General features: G+C 64.6%; 15 protein-coding genes. 8 read left to right on the forward strand and 7 right to left on the reverse strand.

The features are described 5' to 3' along the window. The first annotated feature begins 1 nt into the window (after position 1). The 3 genes from ESB00_RS11035 to ESB00_RS11045 are packed head-to-tail and all read left to right on the forward strand — an operon-like array spanning position 2 to position 3972. The gene (locus ESB00_RS11035) at positions 2–1444 is read left to right on the forward strand and encodes a sulfatase (RefSeq protein ID WP_129047743.1); all 1443 of its coding nucleotides are present in this window, start codon (positions 2–4) and stop codon (positions 1442–1444) included. A gap of 9 nt (positions 1445–1453) precedes the next feature. After that, positions 1454–2830, forward strand: a complete 1377-nt coding sequence (locus tag ESB00_RS11040) for a hypothetical protein (protein WP_129047744.1) — start codon at positions 1454–1456, stop codon at positions 2828–2830. Continuing rightward, on the forward strand, positions 2827–3972 hold the full coding sequence (locus ESB00_RS11045) for a lactonase family protein (RefSeq protein ID WP_129047745.1): 1146 nt from the start codon (positions 2827–2829) through the stop codon (positions 3970–3972). Before ESB00_RS11040 ends, ESB00_RS11045 begins: the two co-directional genes overlap by 4 nt. Before the next feature lie 251 nt (positions 3973–4223). Here the strand turns inward: ESB00_RS11045 and ESB00_RS11050 are convergent, their stop codons facing one another. From ESB00_RS11050 to ESB00_RS11080, 7 genes are read right to left on the reverse strand one after another with little or no spacing between them, the layout of a single operon-like run. Beyond that, positions 4224–5426: a hypothetical protein gene (locus tag ESB00_RS11050; RefSeq protein ID WP_164976159.1), complete on the reverse strand. Its 1203-nt coding sequence runs from the start codon at positions 5424–5426 to the stop codon at positions 4224–4226. Further along, on the reverse strand, positions 5401–6759 hold the full coding sequence (locus tag ESB00_RS11055; RefSeq protein ID WP_129047747.1) for a tetratricopeptide repeat protein: 1359 nt from the start codon (positions 6757–6759) through the stop codon (positions 5401–5403). The genes ESB00_RS11050 and ESB00_RS11055 overlap by 26 nt, the downstream gene beginning before the upstream one ends. Positions 6760–6761: 2 nt before the next feature. Continuing rightward, positions 6762–7493 (reverse strand): TonB family protein, encoded by a 732-nt coding sequence (locus ESB00_RS11060; RefSeq protein ID WP_129047748.1) that lies wholly within the window; start codon positions 7491–7493, stop codon positions 6762–6764. After that, on the reverse strand, positions 7490–7906 hold the full coding sequence (locus tag ESB00_RS11065; protein WP_129047749.1) for an ExbD/TolR family protein: 417 nt from the start codon (positions 7904–7906) through the stop codon (positions 7490–7492). Before ESB00_RS11065 ends, ESB00_RS11060 begins: the two co-directional genes overlap by 4 nt. After that, positions 7903–8394: a MotA/TolQ/ExbB proton channel family protein gene (locus tag ESB00_RS11070; RefSeq protein ID WP_129047750.1), complete on the reverse strand. Its 492-nt coding sequence runs from the start codon at positions 8392–8394 to the stop codon at positions 7903–7905. Before ESB00_RS11070 ends, ESB00_RS11065 begins: the two co-directional genes overlap by 4 nt. Continuing rightward, a complete protein-coding gene (locus ESB00_RS20010) occupies positions 8391–9752 on the reverse strand; it encodes a MotA/TolQ/ExbB proton channel family protein (protein ID WP_129047751.1) in 1362 nt (453 codons plus the stop codon). Before ESB00_RS20010 ends, ESB00_RS11070 begins: the two co-directional genes overlap by 4 nt. Then, complete coding sequence (locus ESB00_RS11080; RefSeq protein WP_129047752.1) at positions 9749–10696, reverse strand: DUF3450 family protein; 948 nt, start codon at positions 10694–10696, stop codon at positions 9749–9751. Before ESB00_RS11080 ends, ESB00_RS20010 begins: the two co-directional genes overlap by 4 nt. 175 nt (positions 10697–10871) lie before the next feature. Between ESB00_RS11080 and ESB00_RS11085 the strand changes: the two genes are divergently transcribed. The 5 genes from ESB00_RS11085 (at position 10872) to ESB00_RS11105 (ending at position 18421) form a co-directional block, all read left to right on the forward strand. Further along, on the forward strand, positions 10872–12518 hold the full coding sequence (locus tag ESB00_RS11085) for a glycoside hydrolase family 43 protein (protein ID WP_218938733.1): 1647 nt from the start codon (positions 10872–10874) through the stop codon (positions 12516–12518). Positions 12519–12538: 20 nt separating this feature from the next. Continuing rightward, positions 12539–13996 (forward strand): family 43 glycosylhydrolase, encoded by a 1458-nt coding sequence (locus ESB00_RS11090; RefSeq protein WP_129047753.1) that lies wholly within the window; start codon positions 12539–12541, stop codon positions 13994–13996. 72 nt (positions 13997–14068) lie between these two features. Further along, positions 14069–14638: a 3-keto-disaccharide hydrolase gene (locus ESB00_RS11095; protein WP_129047754.1), complete on the forward strand. Its 570-nt coding sequence runs from the start codon at positions 14069–14071 to the stop codon at positions 14636–14638. A 92-nt stretch (positions 14639–14730) separates the two neighbouring features. Then, the gene (locus tag ESB00_RS11100; RefSeq protein WP_129047755.1) at positions 14731–16212 is read left to right on the forward strand and encodes a glycoside hydrolase family 27 protein; all 1482 of its coding nucleotides are present in this window, start codon (positions 14731–14733) and stop codon (positions 16210–16212) included. A 22-nt stretch (positions 16213–16234) separates the two neighbouring features. Then, positions 16235–18421 carry a hypothetical protein gene (locus ESB00_RS11105; protein ID WP_129047756.1) on the forward strand — a complete coding sequence of 729 codons (2187 nt, stop codon included), beginning with the start codon at positions 16235–16237 and terminating at the stop codon, positions 18419–18421. Positions 18422–18433: the final 12 nt, after the last annotated feature.

Below are 18433 nucleotides of genomic sequence, written 5' to 3' on the forward strand. Positions count from 1 at the left end.
CATGCGCACTTTCTGCCTTCTGGCCCTCGCAGTTACCCTCCCGCTTTCCGCCGCTGCCTCCGAGCGCCAGCCGCACATCGTCATGATCGCACTCGACGATCTCAACAATTGGATCGGCGCGCTCGGTGGACCTGCCCACACCCCCAATATCGACCGCCTCGCCGCTTCCGGCCGGCTTTTCACCAATGCCTACTGCGTCACTCCCGCTTGCAATCCCTCGCGAGTGGCGCTCCTGACCGGCTTGCGTCCGGAAACGACCGGCCAATACGAGAACGAAGGCAATTTTCGCCGTAAACGACAGGGGAACGACCAGCTCCTCACCCTGCCCCAGCGCCTGCAGCAACTTGGCTATCACACGGTCTCCGCCGGCAAGATCTTCCACCAGGGCCGCGGGACCGGCCCGAAACCCAACGACTTGTCCGATCCTGTTTCCTGGAATGAACAATATGTCGGCGGCACGGGCACCGGTGGCGCCCAAGCCTACCTCGATGAGAAAGGCTGGGCCAAATGGCTTCATGGTGACGACCACGGCATCAGCAATCCCTACGGGCTCCGATCCCCTCTCTGGGGACCAATCGATGAACGCAAGGAGGACACCGCCGACTGGAAGATGGCCGGTTTTTGCGCCGAGGTGATCGCCCGGAAACACGACCAACCTTACTTCCTCGCCGCCGGCATTTTCCGCCCCCATGCGCCGTTGCTCGCACCCAAGGAATTCTTCGACCTCTATCCGTTGGACAAGGTGCTTGTGCCCTACGTGCCGCCCGATGAGTTCGCTGATATCCCCGGCATCGCCCGCGAAAACTGGTCCACCCCGCTGGTCCGCGCCATGCAGCAGGAGGGTGAGTGGCAACGCGCTGTCCAGGCCTACCTCGCCTGCATCAGCTACGCGGATGCCTGCGTCGGCCGCATCCTCGATGCCATCGATCGCAGCCCCGACCGCGACAACACCATCGTCATTCTCTGGGGCGACCACGGCTGGCAACTCGGCCACAAGGACCGCTGGGAGAAGTTCTCCCTCTGGAAGCAGGGCACCCATTCCCCGCTCATCATCCGCGCCCGCGGCTTCACCCCCGGCCCCTCCGCCCGCGCCGTCTCCTTTCTCGATGTGACCCCGACGGTGTTGGAACTAGCCGGCACCTCCGTTCCCGCGGAACTCGAGGGCACCAGCCTCACGCCCCAGCTGCGCGATCCCGCCGCCAAGAGGGAAAAACCAGCCGTGGTCACCTATCTGCCCGGCAACAACTCCGTCGTCTTCGAGGACTGGAACTACATCCGCTATGCAGACGGCAGCGAGGAACTCTACAACCACACGGTGGATCCCGCCGAATACACCAACCTCATGGGCAAGCCCGTCGCCGAGAAAATCACAGCTCTGCTCCGTCCGCACCTGCCAGTGACGCCTCCCGCCGACCTCACCCGCAACGTCCGCACCAACGACTGACCTCAGCCCATGCGCCTGGCGCTGCTCGCTTCCACCTTCGCCCTCGCCTTGCCCCCGGTCGCGTTCGCGACTGTCTGGACCTACCCGGCCCCCGCCGAGGAATTCCGCTCCCCTGCCTACACGGTGCGCGTCACCCAGGACGGCCGCACCCAGGAATCCTTCGTCTATCACCATGCCCATCAGGACGAGCACCTGCGCGACCGGGGCACGGACTTCAACCACTGGACAACCTTCTCCTTCGCCGGCCCAATCACCGTCGAGGTCGCCCGCCTGTCCGGCCCCGCGGACGGCGGCGAAATTCTTCCCCTGGCACGCGGCCTCATGCCGTCCGTCTCGGGCCACACCCTCACCTTCACTCTCGATCGTCCGGAAAAACTCTACATCAGGTTTCCCGGCGCGGACGAGGATCCGCTGTTCATCTTTGCGGATCCGCCGGAGGAAGGCATCCCCGACCGCGCCGACCCGCAGGTCATCTGGTTCGAGGCCGGCAAGGTGCACGACATCGGGGAGAAGTTCACCATCAAGTCCGGCCAGACCGTCTATATTCCCGGCGGTGCCTACGTGAAAGGCTCTATCACCGCCGAGAATGCATCCGACATCACCGTGCGCGGACGCGGCATTCTCTCCGGCCTTGGCTATGCCCGCCGTCCCGGCACGGCCGGCATACCCTTCAACACCGTCATGTTCAACGGCAGTGGCGACCGTCAGCTCATCGAGGGCATCACCGTCACCAACCCCACCCACTTCTGCCTGCTCTCCCGCGGCCGGCTCACCACCCGCCACGTCAAGCTCTTCGGCTGGTGGCACCAGACCGACGGCTGGGGCGGCGGCGACGGATCCATCATCGAGGACAGTTTCCTCAAAGTGAACGACGACTCCGTTAAACTCTATGGCCGCGATCAGATCGCGCGCCGTCTCGTCATCTGGCAGCAGGTCAACGGCGCACCCTTTCAACTCGGCTGGGGTGGCGCCGGACAGCGCGCGACCAACTGCCTGGTCGAGGACATCGACCTCATCGCCAACGAGGCGGCCGACAAGACCGCACGCGAAACCAACCAGGCCTTCCTCAACCTGCGGCGGCAGTCGTCCGACAGTGTGATCGATGGCGTCACGCTCCGCCGCATCCGCATCGACACCGACGTGCCCATGCTCCTTGGTTTCATCGAGACCAAGGGCCGCGTCCGCAATATCCTGCTCGACGAAGTCACCGTCCGTGGCGTCCAGCGCGGGAAGAACTTTCTCCGCACCGAGGGCGACGGCCGCATCGAGGGCATCACGCTGCGCCAGGTTTCCATCAACGGGCGAATTCTCACCGCAGCCGACGAAGGCCTCTGGTCCACCACCGGTGACGTCACCGCCATCCGCTTCGATCCCGCGGCCCCATGAAAGGATCCTTCCTCCCGGCCCTTCTCTCTTCGACCCTCACCCTGGCCCCGGCCGCCGCACCCATGCATCTCTATCTCGGCACATCCACGAGCGAGGGCGGCCCCGGCATTCTCACCGCCACATTCGATGCCGACACTGGCACCGTCGGCGAACTCCGCCTAGCGGCCACCGTGGTTCAACCCGGCTTCTTCGCCCTGCATCCGACGCGCCCCATCCTCTACTCGACGATCCAAACCGGCGCCCCGGGCGACGCCGCCGGGGCCGTGGTTGCATTCACAATTGATCCGGCCACGGGAAAACTTGCCGAACTCGGCCGCCGCGCCACCGGCACGGCCTTTCCTGTCCATCTCTCGCTGACGCCCGACACCCGATACCTGCTCACCTGCAGCTATGGCGGCGCCGCCGCCGCGGCGCTTCCCCTCACCCCTGACGGCGGACCCGGGGCGCCCGGCCCCGTCGAGCGTTTTTCCGGGTCCAGCGTGCATCCCGAGCGTCAGCAACGCGCCTTCCCCCATTCCATCAACGCCGATCCCACCGGCCGCCATGTCTTTGTGTGCGACCTCGGTGCCGACACGATCGTTCGCTTCACGCTCAGCGACGCGGGAAGCCTGCAGCGGCTTGATCCGCCGGTCCGCGCCACCGCTCCCGGCGCCGGTCCGCGTCATCTCCGCTTTTCCGCCGACGGCCGCCACGCCTATGTGGTCAACGAACTGGCCAACACCCTCTCGGTCTACGCCCACGATCCCGCGCGCGCCGCCCTCGATGAGATCCAGACCGTCCCTCTGCTGCCCGCGGATTTCAAGGGGCCACACACCGCCGCGGAGGTCCGCCTCCACCCCAACGGACGCTTTCTCTACGCCTCCAACCGCGGCCACGAGGAACCTAGGCTGGATAGCATCACGGTGTTTGCCGTGGACCCGGCCGACGGCCGGCTGACCTTGATCGAGCGGGTGCCCACCGGTCACCACCCGCGACACTTCACGCTCGACCCCACCGGGCGTTGGTTGCTCGTCGCTGCCCGCGAGTCGGACCGGCTGGAGCTGTTCTCATTGGATCCGGCCACCGGCCGCCTCCAACCCCACGGCGACACCATTCCTGTGCGCCGCCCCCTGAACCTCGTTTTCTTCACTCTTGACCGATAAAGTTCCTTCGCCTGCTTCCGCTGCCGCTTCGCCTTGGTCCGCTTATGCGGAAGCTGCGACCCGACCGAACCTCCTGCCCATCGTGACCGACGACTGCACCTTCACCGACACCACCGTCTGCGGAGGCCGGCTCGCGCGCCGAACCCCGATCGCCTTGTCGCCGACCCCGAACTCGACCAGTTGGGGCTCGCCTTCACGTCGCCCAAGACCGGTGCTGACCAGATGAGTCTGTGTGAAAATTCCTCGTCTGCTCAAGGTTCGCCGAGGACTAGCCGCAGAGTCCCATCGAGCACCGCCCGGACGGGCTCCCCGTTGCGCAGTGCCGGGTAATAACGCACTTCGGCCAGCAACTCTGCATACGCTTCCTGTGGATCGCCGGCTTCGAGGCTCAATCGCCCGTTGGCGTCGACAACAAACCGCCGTTTCCGATCCCATTCCCCGGCGGACAAACCAGCAAGCTGCACCGGACGGGGATCGCGCCACATGATGGCCGGCTTGTGGGTGCCATCGGGAAACTTTAGCCGCCGTTGCACGAGCAGATAGGTGAACGCTTTCTCCTCGTCGATCTCCATTCGACGATCCGAAAGGCTGGATGGCATTTCCTCTCCACCAGTGTAGAAGTGAATCCGAGTCGCCTTGAGCAAGTAACCCGGAGGGAGTCCGCCTCGCCGGATGGTTACCCGGCGAGGCGTTGATCCCAAGTCGCCCAGGCTTTTCACCACGACCTGCTGTTGCGTCTCCTCCGCGTCGGCGGCCTGATATTCCACAAACAGCACGACATACACGTCGCTGACCGACACCGGTGACGAGACGCTGAAATCTAGCTTGATTGCATCGTATTTTTCTTCGGCCAGAGCCTTCTCGTATTCCTGCTCCGCTATGCTGAGATCGGCGGGGCCCGCTGAGGCCGCCCCGCTGCGCACGTTTGCCAGCAGGGACGAGGCGCTCGCACTTGCCGCCATGGCCGATTGCCCGGTGCCCCGCAACGCCGACGAGGCGAAGCCGATCTCGTCGTCCTGATTGGCGAGGGCTCCGGACTCCTCCATCTGCTGCATTTGCTGCTGCACCGCCTGCGCGCTTAGCAGCATGTCCTGCACCTCCGCCCAGCGGGTGCGAGGGTCCGCCTTCGGGCTGTAGCAGCGGAGTGCGACTGTATTTTCGACTTTCAACTCCTCCACCCCGAATTGCAGTTCACGCTGCTGGCGCACCGTCCTGATCGAATCCAGTTTCCAGGTCGCGAGCCCGTCATCGGTCCGCACCCTCACTTGGTTCTCGTCGGCCCCGACCAGCGCTGCGAATCGGTTTCCATCCCGGCTCAGCTCCAAGGTTGAACCGAGAAACAGCAGGCGAGGCGGTGGCGGGGGCTGCGCCGGCAGACGGCCGGCCAGCAGCAGGGCAAAGCAGGCCACACCCGTCAGACGTAGGAATCTAGTGTTTCGAGGCGGTGTTTTCATGAGACTCCAACAGAAGGGTGACGCGGTCCAATTGGGCCTGCAGCACCGGTGAAGGCTGCAGCGCCAGGGCTGCGCGCAAGTGCCCGGCGCAGGCGGCGAAATCGTGTTGGTCGAGCGCGAGATTGGCCTGTTCGATGGTAGCTTCGAGCTGCACGGTCTCGATTCGCATGGCCCGCTCCAGAGCGAGTGCGGCCAAGCCGGGGCGTCCGGCCCGCCGCTGCAAACGGCCCAGCTGCAGCAATGCCTCGCCGTCAAGGGGATGCCGCTGGACGAGTTTATCCCAAGCAACCACCGCCTCGTTTCGGCGACCGGTAGCCTCCAGCCACATTGCGCGCACCCGCGCGACGACATCCGCACGGCCTTCCCCGGGGTTGCGCTCCAGTTCCTCCAAGAGTCCCCCGGCTTCATCAAGCCGGCCGGCCGCGACAAGACTCCGGGCGAAAGCCAGCGAGTGCTCCGCGCCCAGCGCCGGATGTGTCCGTCTCAGTTCCGCATAGTTCTCCAGCGCCTCGCTCCGGAGCCCGGCGGCCGCCTGCGCGCGGGCCAGCTGCAACCGAACGTCGCCTCCGGCTCCTTCGAGTCGGGCCGCGGTTTCCAACGTAGCCAGCGCCTCGATGGCCCGGCCCTGATGCTGTTGGACGCTGGCCAGCAGTAGCCAGGGCTGCACCACCGCCGGTTGCAGGCGGATCATCTCTTCCAGCAACAACTCGGCCTTGCGCCATTCGCCGGCCTCGAGCGCCACCCGCATCAGGCCCGCGGCCCAGTCCACATTGCTCCGGTCAAGCAGATAGGCCTGCTCGTAGGCCGCCTCCGCCAATCGGCCGCGGCCCGTGGACTCCAGGCAGTAGCCCAGCCAGCCGTAGGTGCGTGCCGCCCGGTCGCCCAAGGCTAGGGCGCGGGCAAAACAGGGCTCAGCCTCGCGAAAGTGACCCCGGGTGTAGTGCAGTATCCCCAGGTTGAGCCAAGCGCGGACAAACTCCGGGAACCGCTCGGTGGCGGATCGCAGCCGCTTGGCGGCGTCTTCATAACGCTGTCGCTCGAGGTAAAGGCTGCCCAAAACGAACTCAAAGGCCGGGCTCTCCGGCTTGTCGTCAGCCACGAGCGATTCGAGCAATTGCAGGGCAAACTCCGGCTGCAATGGAATCATCTGCACGACCTGCGTGTAAAGCGCGTGCTCGTCGGCGGTCATTTCGGGTTCACGGTTGCGCAGAAGATTGTAACTGCTGTTGATGACCGTCGTCCCGACCGCGGGCTTGGCCTTCTGCGCCAGCGGACCCGCGCACAGCGAGCCAAGGATCCCCAGACACGCGAAACACTGCAGCAGGTGGCGCATGATCACAGGGCGTAAGGATTGGCTACTCCTGGACGCTGGAGCACAATCGGCTGCTGCACCCAACAATCCACCGCACGTCCCTGCTTGACGGCCGGCTGGAAATTCCAGCGGCGAACGGCATCGATCACCACGGGATCGATCCGGCGATGCACGCCCTGCACCAGTTGGAGCTTGCTCACCTTGCCCTTGGCCGTGACCACAAAGAGCAGAACGACGGCCGACCGGCGGTCGCGTGGGAGGAGTGAGTAGTCCACTTGGGGAATCCGCGGATCGAGCGCCACCGGGACTCGCTCCACCTCGCCGGCAGTGAAGGTGCGCTCCCACTGCAAGCCGCCTGGTTGCACCTCGGGCATGAAAGCCTCCCGGGCGAAGTGCAGATCCACACGGGATTCGGGCCGGGGCGCCGCCAATCTGATATCCTGCAGCGACACGAAGGCTGGCGCTTCCGGCGCGGGCGCACGGACCGGTGCGATTTCCCTCGGCACCGTCGCTCCCCCTGCCGGCGGTTCAGGGATGGGCGGCACGGGCGGTGGCGGCGGTGGCGGCATCGCCATCTCAACGGCCCAGGGAATCGCGGGATCGGGCACCGGATCCACATCCCGCTGGTTCAACCAGGCAAACCCCAGCAGAATCAAGCCGCTGCCGCCCACTCCACCTGCAACCGCGAGCAGCCGGTGGCCGCGCGCCAGGTTGTCCGGCGATCCCAGTTCCACCGCGTCAGAAACCGGCTTCATGGCGATCCTTCCTCCACGGTCGCAAATCGCACGCGGGTCAGGCCTGCCTCCCGCGCCGCAGCGTAAACCGTTGCAAAGCTCCCGTGCGTCGCGGCCCGGTCGGCACGGATAACCAGCAGCTGTTCAGGCCGGACAGCAGCCCGGCGAAGCACCGTCGCAAGTTGCGCCGCACTGACTGGCTGCCCGTCGTAGTAGATATGGTTGTCCGATGTTACAGCGACCAAGAGCGCATCGCTCTCGGGGCGGGTGACCCCGCGCACATCCGGCTTCTCAACGTCGATACCGGGTTCCTGAACAAACACACTCGAGACCACAAAGAAGATCAGGAGGATGAACATGCAGTCGAGCATCGGCGTCAGGTCGATCGCCGGTGCCGTGGAGGTGGCAGCCTGATGTTGGCGGAGGATTCTCATACAGCCCGGAGCGAGCGCTCCTCAATTTCTACGGCTTCGCGCATCCGGCGTCGCATCTGGCGCTCAGCCCCTTGCAGGAGGATGAGGCCCGTGATCGCCACACCGAGTCCCAATTCTGTCGTGTAGAGCGCTAGGGCGAGCCCGTCGGCCATGTCGGCCACCGTGCGCCGGCCGCCCTCCGCCGCGATCACGGAGAAAAGTTCGGTCATGCCGAGAACCGTGCCGAACAATCCCAACAAGGGAGCAACCGCGATGCCCAGGCGAGTCAGTTCCTGACGCCGCGAGAACGCCGCAGCGGCCTCGGCCCGCCACTGGCGCAACGCCCCGGCGAGCCCGGCTTGCGGCACGACGGCATTCAGCCGGAGGCGCAACCCGCGCACCCAAAATAGCGTCAGGAGGCCCTGCGCATACAACCAGGCGGCGAGCAGCAGCAGCGCAACCGCCACGACGCCTCCCTGCCGGACAAACTGGATCACGCTCGCGCTCATGCTGGAAACTCTGGTGAGGAATAGCGCTGGGCGCGCACCTCCGCCTGGGCCACGAACCGGGTGGCATAGCCTTCGACCAAGGCGAGATTCCGGCGAGATAGGTGGCTGAGCCAACCGTGGGCCATGAGCACAGGGATGGCGACCACCAGGCCGAGTTCGGTGGTCACGAGCGCCTCAGAGATGCCACCGGCCAGCCGACCGGCCTGGCCGGTTCCGAAAACCGAGATCAAATCGAATGTCCGCACCATGCCCGTAACAGTGCCAAGCAAACCCAGCAGCGGCGCCATGCCCGCCGCCATCGCCAGGAAACCGAGTTTCGATTCATGCAGCTGCCGCTGTCGCAGGATGAAGGCGAAAAGATGCTCCTCCAGCACCTCCCGGCCGGAGTCCAGCCGGGCCATTCCCTCGGCCACCAATTCACGAGTCGCCGGTCGGAGCCCGCTGGCCCGCCGGGTGATTACTTCAGTCGGAGCGGCCGCCACCGCCGCAATCAGCGGTTCAAACCGCGACGGTTCGTCCATTCTAAGCCCCCGAAGTTGCCCAGCCTTGAGGATGGTGAATACCAGTGCGCCCGCACCCAATGCGAGGATGGACAGGCCGACGACCCCACCCTTTGCGACATGGGCAACCAGACTTCCGCGGGTCTGCTGCAATGATAATGCGCGCCCTCCGCTGGCATCCACCGGCCAGGCTCCCGCGCCCGCCAGCGTCTCCGCCGCCTCCTTCGCATCCCAGCCAGTGACCGCCACGCCCGCAGGGATGGGTGCCCCGGCCCGCTGCTGCAGGACTCCGGCCTGCCTGCCATCTGTGGTGACAAAGTATACCTGTCCGCCCAAGGCCCGGTAACGCACTCGTGCCAGCGAACCGTCATGCGGGAGGTAGGCTTCGGTCTCGGCGACCTCTCCGTCGAGCAGGGTTTGAAGGCGTGTCACTCCATTCCGCAGAGCGGCGACAATATCGGGCGTATCACTGACCGGCACGACGGCGCCTTCTCCGGGCCGAAGCGAAGAGACCAATTCCTTGGATAAAAGGTCTGACTGCACTTCGGCGTAGGCCTTTTGCTGACGCAATGCCTTGAGCTCAGCGTCCGCCGCTTCACGCCTATTGTCGAATTGGGCGGCGGATAATTCCCGCTCCCTGATCGACTCTTCGCGGGCCGCGATCAAACGCTCCAGCCGCTGCACCTCCGCGGCAAGCGGCCCCCGTTCCCGATCGATCTGCGCATGTAGGGCGGACAATTCCGCAACGGCCGCAGCCAGCCGGGCCTCGTAGTCAATGCGGGCTGCCGTTGGCTCATCGGCTGCGTGCGCAGCGGCCAGACCAAGGGCTCCCCCCAGAATAATCGCCCGAAGCCTCATGGCGTCGCCCCCTCCCCGCGCGGCCCCGGCACACGCACGAATTCCGGATCCCGCTCGCCGCGCTGCACTGCGATCAAACGATCCACGGCGTCGGCCGCTCCCGGCAAGAGCTGCCACTCCCAAGCCGCTCGTCCGGGTGCGCCAACAAAGGCGCGCCGCTTCGGACGGTCGAGCGCGTAGGCCCGGCTGAGGCCAAGATACACCACTTCCACCAGACAGGGGGCCGATTCACCCGCGAGGAGCAGCTTCTCCTCTCCTCCCACGATTTCCCGGTTGAACTGCAGGGCCCGGGCCAGGACGTTCACAGCAAACTGCAGTCGCTCGGCGGCAGGGCGTTGTTGCTCGCCGAGACTCGTGAAGGCCTGAGTGAGGGACTCCCCAAGGCGCGGCGGCAGCCTCGGACTCAACCGCTGCAATTCCCCGACCGCGGCGAGGAGCGCCGTTTCTTCCGCCGCAAGCGCTTTCTGGAGACCAACGGCACTCTCTCTCAACTCCGCCAGCCCGCTTTCCGCGCGTGCTTGTTGCACCTCGAGCAGTTGCGTGCGGTTCTCGAGCTGCGCCGCCCGGGCCTCGAGGACCGGGGCCCACGAAAGCAACCAAGTCTTTTCTCGGGCCCACTCCGCCTCGGCCGCCACCATTTCGCTCCTGACCCTCACCCATGCCGCCGCCGCGGGCCGGACGGAGTCCAGACCGGTGTGGCCAGCCGGACTAGATTCCGCCGCTGAAATCGTCGTGACCAATCCCCAACCGACACTCCAAATCCAAAGGCGCTCGGCTGCCAACAGCAGCCTGTTTCCCCATCGATATTCCATGAGGTAACGATGGATACGAGATTGATCGCCGGCGGGGATACAGCGCCTCATCTGTAAAGCATAAACCCGGCTCGGCGCGCTACATTCAATCGCGACATTGCCGCACCGTAATACACTGCGCAGATCGGCCACGCGCCGCGTGGTCACTCTCGCCCTCCGTCAAGGCCCGCCTCCCCGCCGCCAGCTCGGCTGCATTACGGCAATACGTCAGTCGTTTCGCCAGTTCGGCTGGCGTGGATTGCCGTAAATCGTGCAACCCCTTCGGCCTCGGCCCGCCTGCCGTTTGTTCACCGCAGCGCAATTCCAAGTGAAACTAATATCGATCACCTGCCTCTGCTTCGTCCTGACCTCGACCATCGACGCCTCCGTGACCCCGCCCCATGAGGCTCCGGCTACGTTTAACAACCCAATCCTGCCCGGCTTCCATCCAGACCCTTCGGTTTGCCGTGTGGGAGACACCTACTATCTGGTTACGTCCTCATTCGAATGGTTTCCCGGCGTGCCAGTCTATCGCTCCAAGGACCTGGTCAACTGGGAGCAAATCGGCCACGTGCTGGACCGACCCTCGCAGCTCGCGATGAAAGACGGAATGAAAGCCTCCCAAGGAATTTGGGCGCCCACCATCCGGTATCACGATGGGCTTTTCTACATGATCACCACCGCCCAGAACTCCGGCGGGAATTTCTACGTCACGGCCAGCGATCCGGCCGGCCCGTGGTCCGATCCCATCTGGCTGAAGGACGCTCCGGGTATAGATCCTTCACTCTTCTGGGATGATGACGGCACCTGCTGGTATACCGGTGCCGGCTGGATCGAAGGCGGGCAACGCTGGCCCAACGAAAACCGCATCTATCTCCAGCAACTTGATACCGGGAAAGGCCGGCTCGTCGGCCCCCGCCTTAATCTCACCAGCGGTCACGCGGCCAACGCCCGCTGGACCGAGGGGCCCCACCTGTTCAAGCGCAACGGAAAATATGTTCTGCTCGTGGCCGAGGGCGGAACCGGACACCACCACGCCGTCACCATTCACCACGCCGACAAGATCACCGGGCCCTACGTGCCCGATCACGGCAATCCCGTCCTCACTCACCGCCACCTCGGCCTCGATGCACCTATCAGCACCACCGGCCACGCCGATCTCGTCGAAACCCAAAACGGCGAATGGTGGTCCGTCATGCTCGGCGTCCGCACCCGTCACCGCAACAACCTCCTCGGCCGCGAAACGTTTCTTACGCCCGTCGCATGGCAAGATCAGACCCTCGTCTACAATCCCGGCATCGGCCGCGTCCTCGAAAGTGACCGCCGCCCCGCCCTGGTGTGGTCCCCCGTGCCCTCCCCGACCCCGCGAGACGAATTCGCCACGCCCAAACTTGGACTTCAGTGGAACTTTCTTCGCACCCCGTTCGAAACCTGGTGGAGCCTCGAAAAACAACCTGGCTCGCTCTCGCTCCAACTTCGCCCGCAATCGGTGACCAAGCCGGAGAACCCTTCGCTCGTGGCCCGTCGCATCCAGCACTTTCGTTTCCGTGCCGCAACCCGCCTGACCCTTTCCCCGGCCGCCCCATCAGAAACCGCGGGATTGGTCGCCATGCAGAACGACCGGTTCCATTACCGCCTGCTGCTCTGCCAGCACGATGGCCAAAACGTGATCTCCTTGCGGAAAATGGAGGCTGGGGTTGAGACCGAAGTCGCCTCGCATCCGTGGCCCTCACCCGAGGTAGTCCTTGCCCTTGAGGGCAACATGCTCGCCTACACTTTCCTTGTCGGCTCCAGCCTAGAAGACCTTCGCCCCATTGGTCCCACGCAGGATGCCCGCGTTTGCGGCACCTCCCGCGCAGGCGGCTTCATCGGACCTTTTGTCGGCATGTATGCCAGCAGCGAAGGCCAGCCATCGACCAACACTGCGACGTTTGACTGGTTCGAATACCTGCCCGGTCCCGAGGCTTCTCCGTAAACCAGCCAGTTATCCACACCATGATGCTGCCCAAACTAACGTTGCCCGCGCTCCTGGTCTCCACGGCCCTCTGGACACAATCTTACTCCAAGCCCAACGTTAACCCCGCCCCCTACCCCCTCGGCAATCCGGTCATCCGGCATCTATACACCGCCGATGCCGCCCCCAAGGTCATGCCTGATGGCCGGGTCTGGATGGTCACGTCGGTGGACCACGAGGACGGCGGCGGCTACGCCACCATGCATGCCGTGCGCGCTTTTTCCTCGGCCGACATGGTCCACTGGACCGACCACGGAGAAATCCTCGGCCTGGCCGACTTGAACGAAACCCCTGGCGAGGACTGGGCCATCTGGGCACCCGATATCATCTACCGCCACGGCACCTACTATCTTTATTTTCCCATGCGCAACCTGCGGGCCGACGGCACGATCGACCGCTATGTTGCCGTGGCCGAAAGCGACCGGATGGACCGCCGTTTCACCGTCACCAACCCCCGCATGCGCGGTGTGCCCACCGCAGGTCTCGATCCTGCCGTCTTCGTGGACGACGATGGCACCGCCTACCTTTACTGGAATCAGAACTTCATGGGCGTTCTCCGCAGCGACATGCGCGACGTCGAGGGCGCCGCCTTCAAGCTGGACGTTGGCGCGAAGAACTTCATGGAGGCCGCCTGGATGCACAAACGCAACGGGCGCTATTACTTCAGCTACCACACCAAATACGGCAACAAGCTCAACCCCGCCCATCCCGACGATCCAGCCCGCGCCAAATCCCACCTCGACTGGAGCTGGGGCGACTCGCCGCGCGGTCCACTGCAACATGGCGGCATTCTCAACCACGAACTCGGCGCGGGCGTGACGGGAGGCCCCGCACTTCCAGGCCGCAACTACGTGCCATGGCGCCTCACGCAATCAAACCATGGCGGCATTGTAGAGTATCACGGTCAGGACTACCTGTTTTACCACACTTCCGCCCTCTCATCCTGGCGCCAGGATTCCTTCCAAGGCCCAGGAACCTGGACTCAGCGTTCGGTCTGCATCGATTACCTGCACTACGCGCCTGACGGCGCAGTTATGCCCGTCCAACAAACCATCGGGGGCGTGAAACCGGTGAGAGTCAACCAGCCCTACGAAATTAAACTCGCATCCCCGACCGCACTGACCGGCAACCATGCCCAGCTCGGGAAGATCCCGCTCGGGACCGGCTATTACTACTTTGATGCCACCCTCCGGGCGCCAGCCGGCTTTTCCGGCAAACTCGAGATCCGCCTCGATCGCGTTGATGGTCCCCTCGTCGGCACCTGCCTGATCTCACCCGAGCTTCTGGCGAAGCGCTCGGGGCTCATCGACACGTTCATCCGCGACGCCAAACAGACCCGCGATGTCTTTCTGGTGCTGAGACCGGCGCCCGGCTTCAGCAGCGAAGGCGTTGCGCTCATCTCCCCGCGATTTTTCGCCGGCGCGCCGCTGCCGCGCTGATTCTCACAAGCGCACGAATTGCTCCGCATCATTCGCACCCAACCTCACGGATTCTTCGCCCCACAATCGGTCATGAGAAACATCATCCCTCTGCTCCTCGCCTCCTTGCTGGCCGCATGCGCCGTCCGCGCCGACGAAAAATGGATCACCCTGTTCGACGGCACCGGCCTCGACGGCTGGGACCAACTCGGCAATGCAAACTGGAACATCGCAGACGGGATCGTCCAAGCCACCGCGGGCAAGGGATTCCTCGTGACCAAGGAATCCTTCGTCGACTTTGAACTTCTCGTGGAGTTCTGGGTCGATGAACCGGCCAACAGCGGCGTGTTCCTTCGTTGCGAGGACCGCCGGGTCGTTACCGACGCCAACGCCTACGAGGTGAACATATTCGACCGGCGCCCGGAGCCCCGCTACGGCACCGGCGCCATTGTCGGGGTCGCTGCCGTTGATCCCATGCCCAAGGCCGGCGGCCGCTGGAACACTTACGAGATCAGCGCGCGCGGCAATGTGCTCACGGTGACACTCAACGGCGTGCGCACCGTCGATGCCGTCCACGACACCAAACACGCTGCCGGCCCCATCGCGCTCCAATACGGATCCGGCCTCGTCAAATTCCGCCGCGTGCTCCTGCGCCGGCTTTGAATCTTCCGCCGCTCCGGGCCGGCTGATTACGGTCAAACCCTGAGGTCTTCGCCGCCGCGGATTTGTCAGTCACGCTGGGGACAGCTTTCCCCATGTCTTGTCCCCACGTTCCTGTTATCCGGGCTCTTCTCGTCGCCCTTTGCGGGTTTTCACTAGGCGCCAGTCTTCCGCCGGCCAACCCCGCCCCCTTCGCGCCCCGCCCCTTCGCGAATTGGTCATCCACGCCGCCGCGCGGCTGGAACAGCTACGACGCCTATCACGCCGCCATCACCGAAAAACAATTCAAGGCCGCCGTCGACGTCCTCGCCCAAAAACTCCTCCCCCACGGCTACGACTACGCCGTCCTCGACTACATGTGGTTCCACCCGGGACCTGCCGGATGGGACCCCGACAACCGCTGGCACACCTGGCAACCCAAGCAACAACGCGACTCCGCCACCGGCCTGCTCCTGCCTCAGCTCACCGTCGACGCACACGGCATCCCCCTGCCCGCGCTCAACCGCTTCCCCTCCGCCGCCCACGGCGTCGGCCTCAAAGCCCTCGCCGACTATACCCACGCCAAGGGACTTAAGTTCGGCCTCCACATCATGCGCGGCATCCCCACGCAGGCCGTCGAAGCCAATCTTCCTGTGCGCGGCACGCCCTATCGCATGCAGGACATCGCTGAACCCGGCGACACCAGCTCCTTTCAAGGCGGCATCTTCACCGGCGTGAACGTCGATCACCCCGGCGCGCAAATCTACTACGAACAACTCTTCCAAATGTTCGCCGACTGGGGCGTCGATTTCATCAAAGCCGACGACATGCTCCGCCCCGCCTACCACGAGCGAGAAATCAGCATGATGCGGCGCGCCATCGACAAGACCGGACGGGCCATGGTCTTCAGCCTCTCTTATGGCGAAGTGTCGCCCAGCCGGGCCGCCCACCTCGTGGCCAACGCCAACATGTGGCGCGTATCCGCCGACTTTTGGGATCGCTGGGCGGACCTCCGCCGCAACTTCGACCTGCTCGACGCCTGGTCCCCCTTCATCGGCCGCGGCACCTGGCCCGACGCCGACATGATCCCGATCGGCAAACTCATGCTCACCGGCTGGGAATTCGCCGGCGCCGAAAATCTCAACCGCACCAAAGGCCGCAACGAACGCCACGACAACTTCACGCCCGCCGAACGCCAGACTCTCATGACCCTCTGGTGCATCGCCCGCAGCCCGCTGATGTGGGGCGGGGATCCGCTCACCTCCGATGAAGCAACCTACGCGTTGCTGACCAACCCGGAAGTGCTTGCCGTCAACACCCACGGCGTCAGCCCGCGCCAAGTGGTCGGCAACAACCACAAGGATGACTCGCTCCGGGTCTGGGTCTCAGACGTGCCCGACGCGGACGCCCGCTACGTCGCCCTCTTCAACCTGCGCGATGCGGATGCTGCGGTGACCTTTGATCTGATCGCCGAGGAAATGCGCGGCCCGTGGCGGGTTCGCAACCTGTGGACCCGTGCCGACGAAAATCCGGTCGAGGACCGGCTGACCCGCTTGCTGCCACCCCACGGCTCCGCCCTGTTCAAGCTCTCTCGCTGAAAGGCACCAACCGCCCCTTACCATGCCATTTGTTCGCATCCTGGTCTTCGCCCTCATCTCGCTAACCGTCAGCGCTGCGACCCTTCGTTTTGACCCCAATCTGCCTCAGGCCGCCTTTGCGGCCGCCGAAATCCAGTCCGCGCTCGCCCGCGCCAACCAGCCCTCCCACCCCATTGTTCTCCAAATCGACGGATCCCTCGACGCCCAGTCCTACGCCATCGAGCATACCGGCGAAACCCTGACCGTTCGCGGCGGCGATGCCCGCGGCTTGCTCTACGGCGGCCTCGAGCTCGCCGAACAACTTCGCCTCGCCTCCGGCGACGCCACCCGCGTGCAACCGGCCAACGGTCGACCCCATGTCGCCCGCCGCGGCCTGAAGTTCAACATCCCCCTGGATATCCGCAACCCGTCCTATCAGGACGCCGGTGACGCCGCCCAAGCCAACATCGCGGAGATGTGGAATTTCGAGTTCTGGCGCGAGTTCCTCGATAGCATGGCTCGCCACCGCTACAACACCCTCACGCTCTGGAACCCTCATCCGTTCCCCTCGATGGTGAAGCTCGCCGATTATCCCGACGCGGCTCTCCGAGATGTTTGCGGCACCGCACTTCCCCTCGACACCGAACGGGCCGACGAACCTGTCGCGAAATTCATCGCCGGCTGCGGCATCTCCCAACCCGTGCTCGACCACCTGATCGTCCTCAAGCCGATGACGATTGATGAAAAAATAGATTTCTGGCGCCGCGTCATGCGCCACGCGAAGGACCGAGGTATCGACGTCTACTTCGTCACCTGGAACATCTGGATGAACAGCCTCGCTCCTGCCGGCTGGTATCGCTCGCAGGAAAACCTCCAGGGCGACGCCGGCCTCTACGGCATCAATAACGACCAGACCAACCCCCGGACGATCGCCTACCTTCGCGCATGCGTGCGTGAATTCATCCTTACCTACCCCGACCTCGCCGGGATCGGTTTCACCCCCGGTGAAAACATGCAGGACCGCGATGATGAGTTCGACCGGGAGAAGTGGCTCTGGGCCACCTACGGCGAAGGCATCCTTGACGCGAAAAAGCTCCAGCCCGAACGCTCCGTCGAGGTCATCCACCGTGTATGGCAGGCCGGCATGCCGAAAATCATCAATGACTTCGTCCGCCGCTATCCCGGTCCCATCAACCTCAGCTACAAATACACCCGCGCCCGCATCCACTCCACCCCCGCCCCGCACTGGGCCGCACAGGAAATCATCCCCGACCTCAAAAAATACGGTGTGAAATCCTGGTGGAATCTCCGCAACGACGACCTCTTCCACTTCCGCTGGGCCGACCCCGCCTACGTCTCCGCCTTCATGAAAGCCCTACCCGGCCCCGATCTCACCGCCGGTTATTACCTGGGTTCCGACAGCTACGTCTGGGGCCGTGAATTCATCAGCACCCGCCCCAACCACCCGCGCGACCTCGAGATCCGGAAACACTGGTTCAATTTCCTCCTCTGGGGCCGCCTCGGCTACGACCCCGACCTGCCGCCGGCCCGCCTCACGGCCATCCTCCAGCATCACTTCCCCGACGCCGACGCCCCGCGCCTGCTCGCCGCCTGGACCGCCGCCTCCCGCACCGTTGCACTCGTCAACCAATTCCACTGGCGTGACTGGGATTACATGTGGGCCGTCGAGGGCTGCCTCGACCTCCGCAAAGGCTTCCATACCGTCGACGATTTCATCGCCACCAAGACGATGCCCGGCTCCGGTCTGCTCACGATTCCGGAATATCTCGCGACACGCGTCGCTGATCCCCGAAAGGACAAGATCGCGCCGCCCGCCGTGGCGAACCAGTTAGAATCCGACGCCGCCTCCGGCCTCGACTATGTGCGTTCGGTGCGCGCCGCCCGTCGTCCGATTGCCAAGGAACTCAGTGAACTTCTCTACGACATCGAGTCCTTCGCCCATCTCGCCAATTACTACGCCGCGAAAATCCGTGGCGCCACGCACCTGCATGCGTTTCGCACGACCGGGGTTCCGGGCGAACAAGCCGCTGCCGTCAACGCCCTCGAAAGCGCGCTCGCCCACTGGAAAGCCTACGCCGCCTCCGCCACCGCCAACTATCGCCCGCAGTTCCTCGCCAAAACCCGCACCATCGACTGGGTCCGACTCACCGACGACGCCCGCCGCGACGTCGACATCGCCCGCCAAAGCACCGCGGCCAAACCTCAGTGATCACCTGCTTGG

The sequence above is a fragment of the Oleiharenicola lentus genome (genome assembly GCF_004118375.1).
Lineage (GTDB): Bacteria > Verrucomicrobiota > Verrucomicrobiia > Opitutales > Opitutaceae > Lacunisphaera > Lacunisphaera lenta.

Bases quoted from the DNA above. Each gene is read 5' to 3' on its own strand.
- ESB00_RS11040 (WP_129047744.1), top strand. From the start codon at position 1,454: ATGCGCCTGGCGCTGCTCGCTTCCACCTTCGCCCTCGCCTTGCCCCCG.
- ESB00_RS11055 (WP_129047747.1), bottom strand. From the start codon at position 6,759: ATGCGCCACCTGCTGCAGTGTTTCGCGTGTCTGGGGATCCTTGGCTCG.
- ESB00_RS11050 (WP_164976159.1), bottom strand. From the start codon at position 5,426: ATGAAAACACCGCCTCGAAACACTAGATTCCTACGTCTGACGGGTGTG.
- ESB00_RS11045 (WP_129047745.1), top strand. From the start codon at position 2,827: ATGAAAGGATCCTTCCTCCCGGCCCTTCTCTCTTCGACCCTCACCCTG.
- ESB00_RS11090 (WP_129047753.1), top strand. From the start codon at position 12,539: ATGATGCTGCCCAAACTAACGTTGCCCGCGCTCCTGGTCTCCACGGCC.
- ESB00_RS11065 (WP_129047749.1), bottom strand. From the start codon at position 7,906: ATGAGAATCCTCCGCCAACATCAGGCTGCCACCTCCACGGCACCGGCG.
- ESB00_RS11095 (WP_129047754.1), top strand. From the start codon at position 14,069: ATGAGAAACATCATCCCTCTGCTCCTCGCCTCCTTGCTGGCCGCATGC.
- ESB00_RS11060 (WP_129047748.1), bottom strand. From the start codon at position 7,493: ATGAAGCCGGTTTCTGACGCGGTGGAACTGGGATCGCCGGACAACCTG.
- ESB00_RS20010 (WP_129047751.1), bottom strand. From the start codon at position 9,752: ATGAGGCTTCGGGCGATTATTCTGGGGGGAGCCCTTGGTCTGGCCGCT.
- ESB00_RS11070 (WP_129047750.1), bottom strand. From the start codon at position 8,394: ATGAGCGCGAGCGTGATCCAGTTTGTCCGGCAGGGAGGCGTCGTGGCG.
- ESB00_RS11105 (WP_129047756.1), top strand. From the start codon at position 16,235: ATGCCATTTGTTCGCATCCTGGTCTTCGCCCTCATCTCGCTAACCGTC.
- ESB00_RS11100 (WP_129047755.1), top strand. From the start codon at position 14,731: ATGTCTTGTCCCCACGTTCCTGTTATCCGGGCTCTTCTCGTCGCCCTT.
- ESB00_RS11035 (WP_129047743.1), top strand. From the start codon at position 2: ATGCGCACTTTCTGCCTTCTGGCCCTCGCAGTTACCCTCCCGCTTTCC.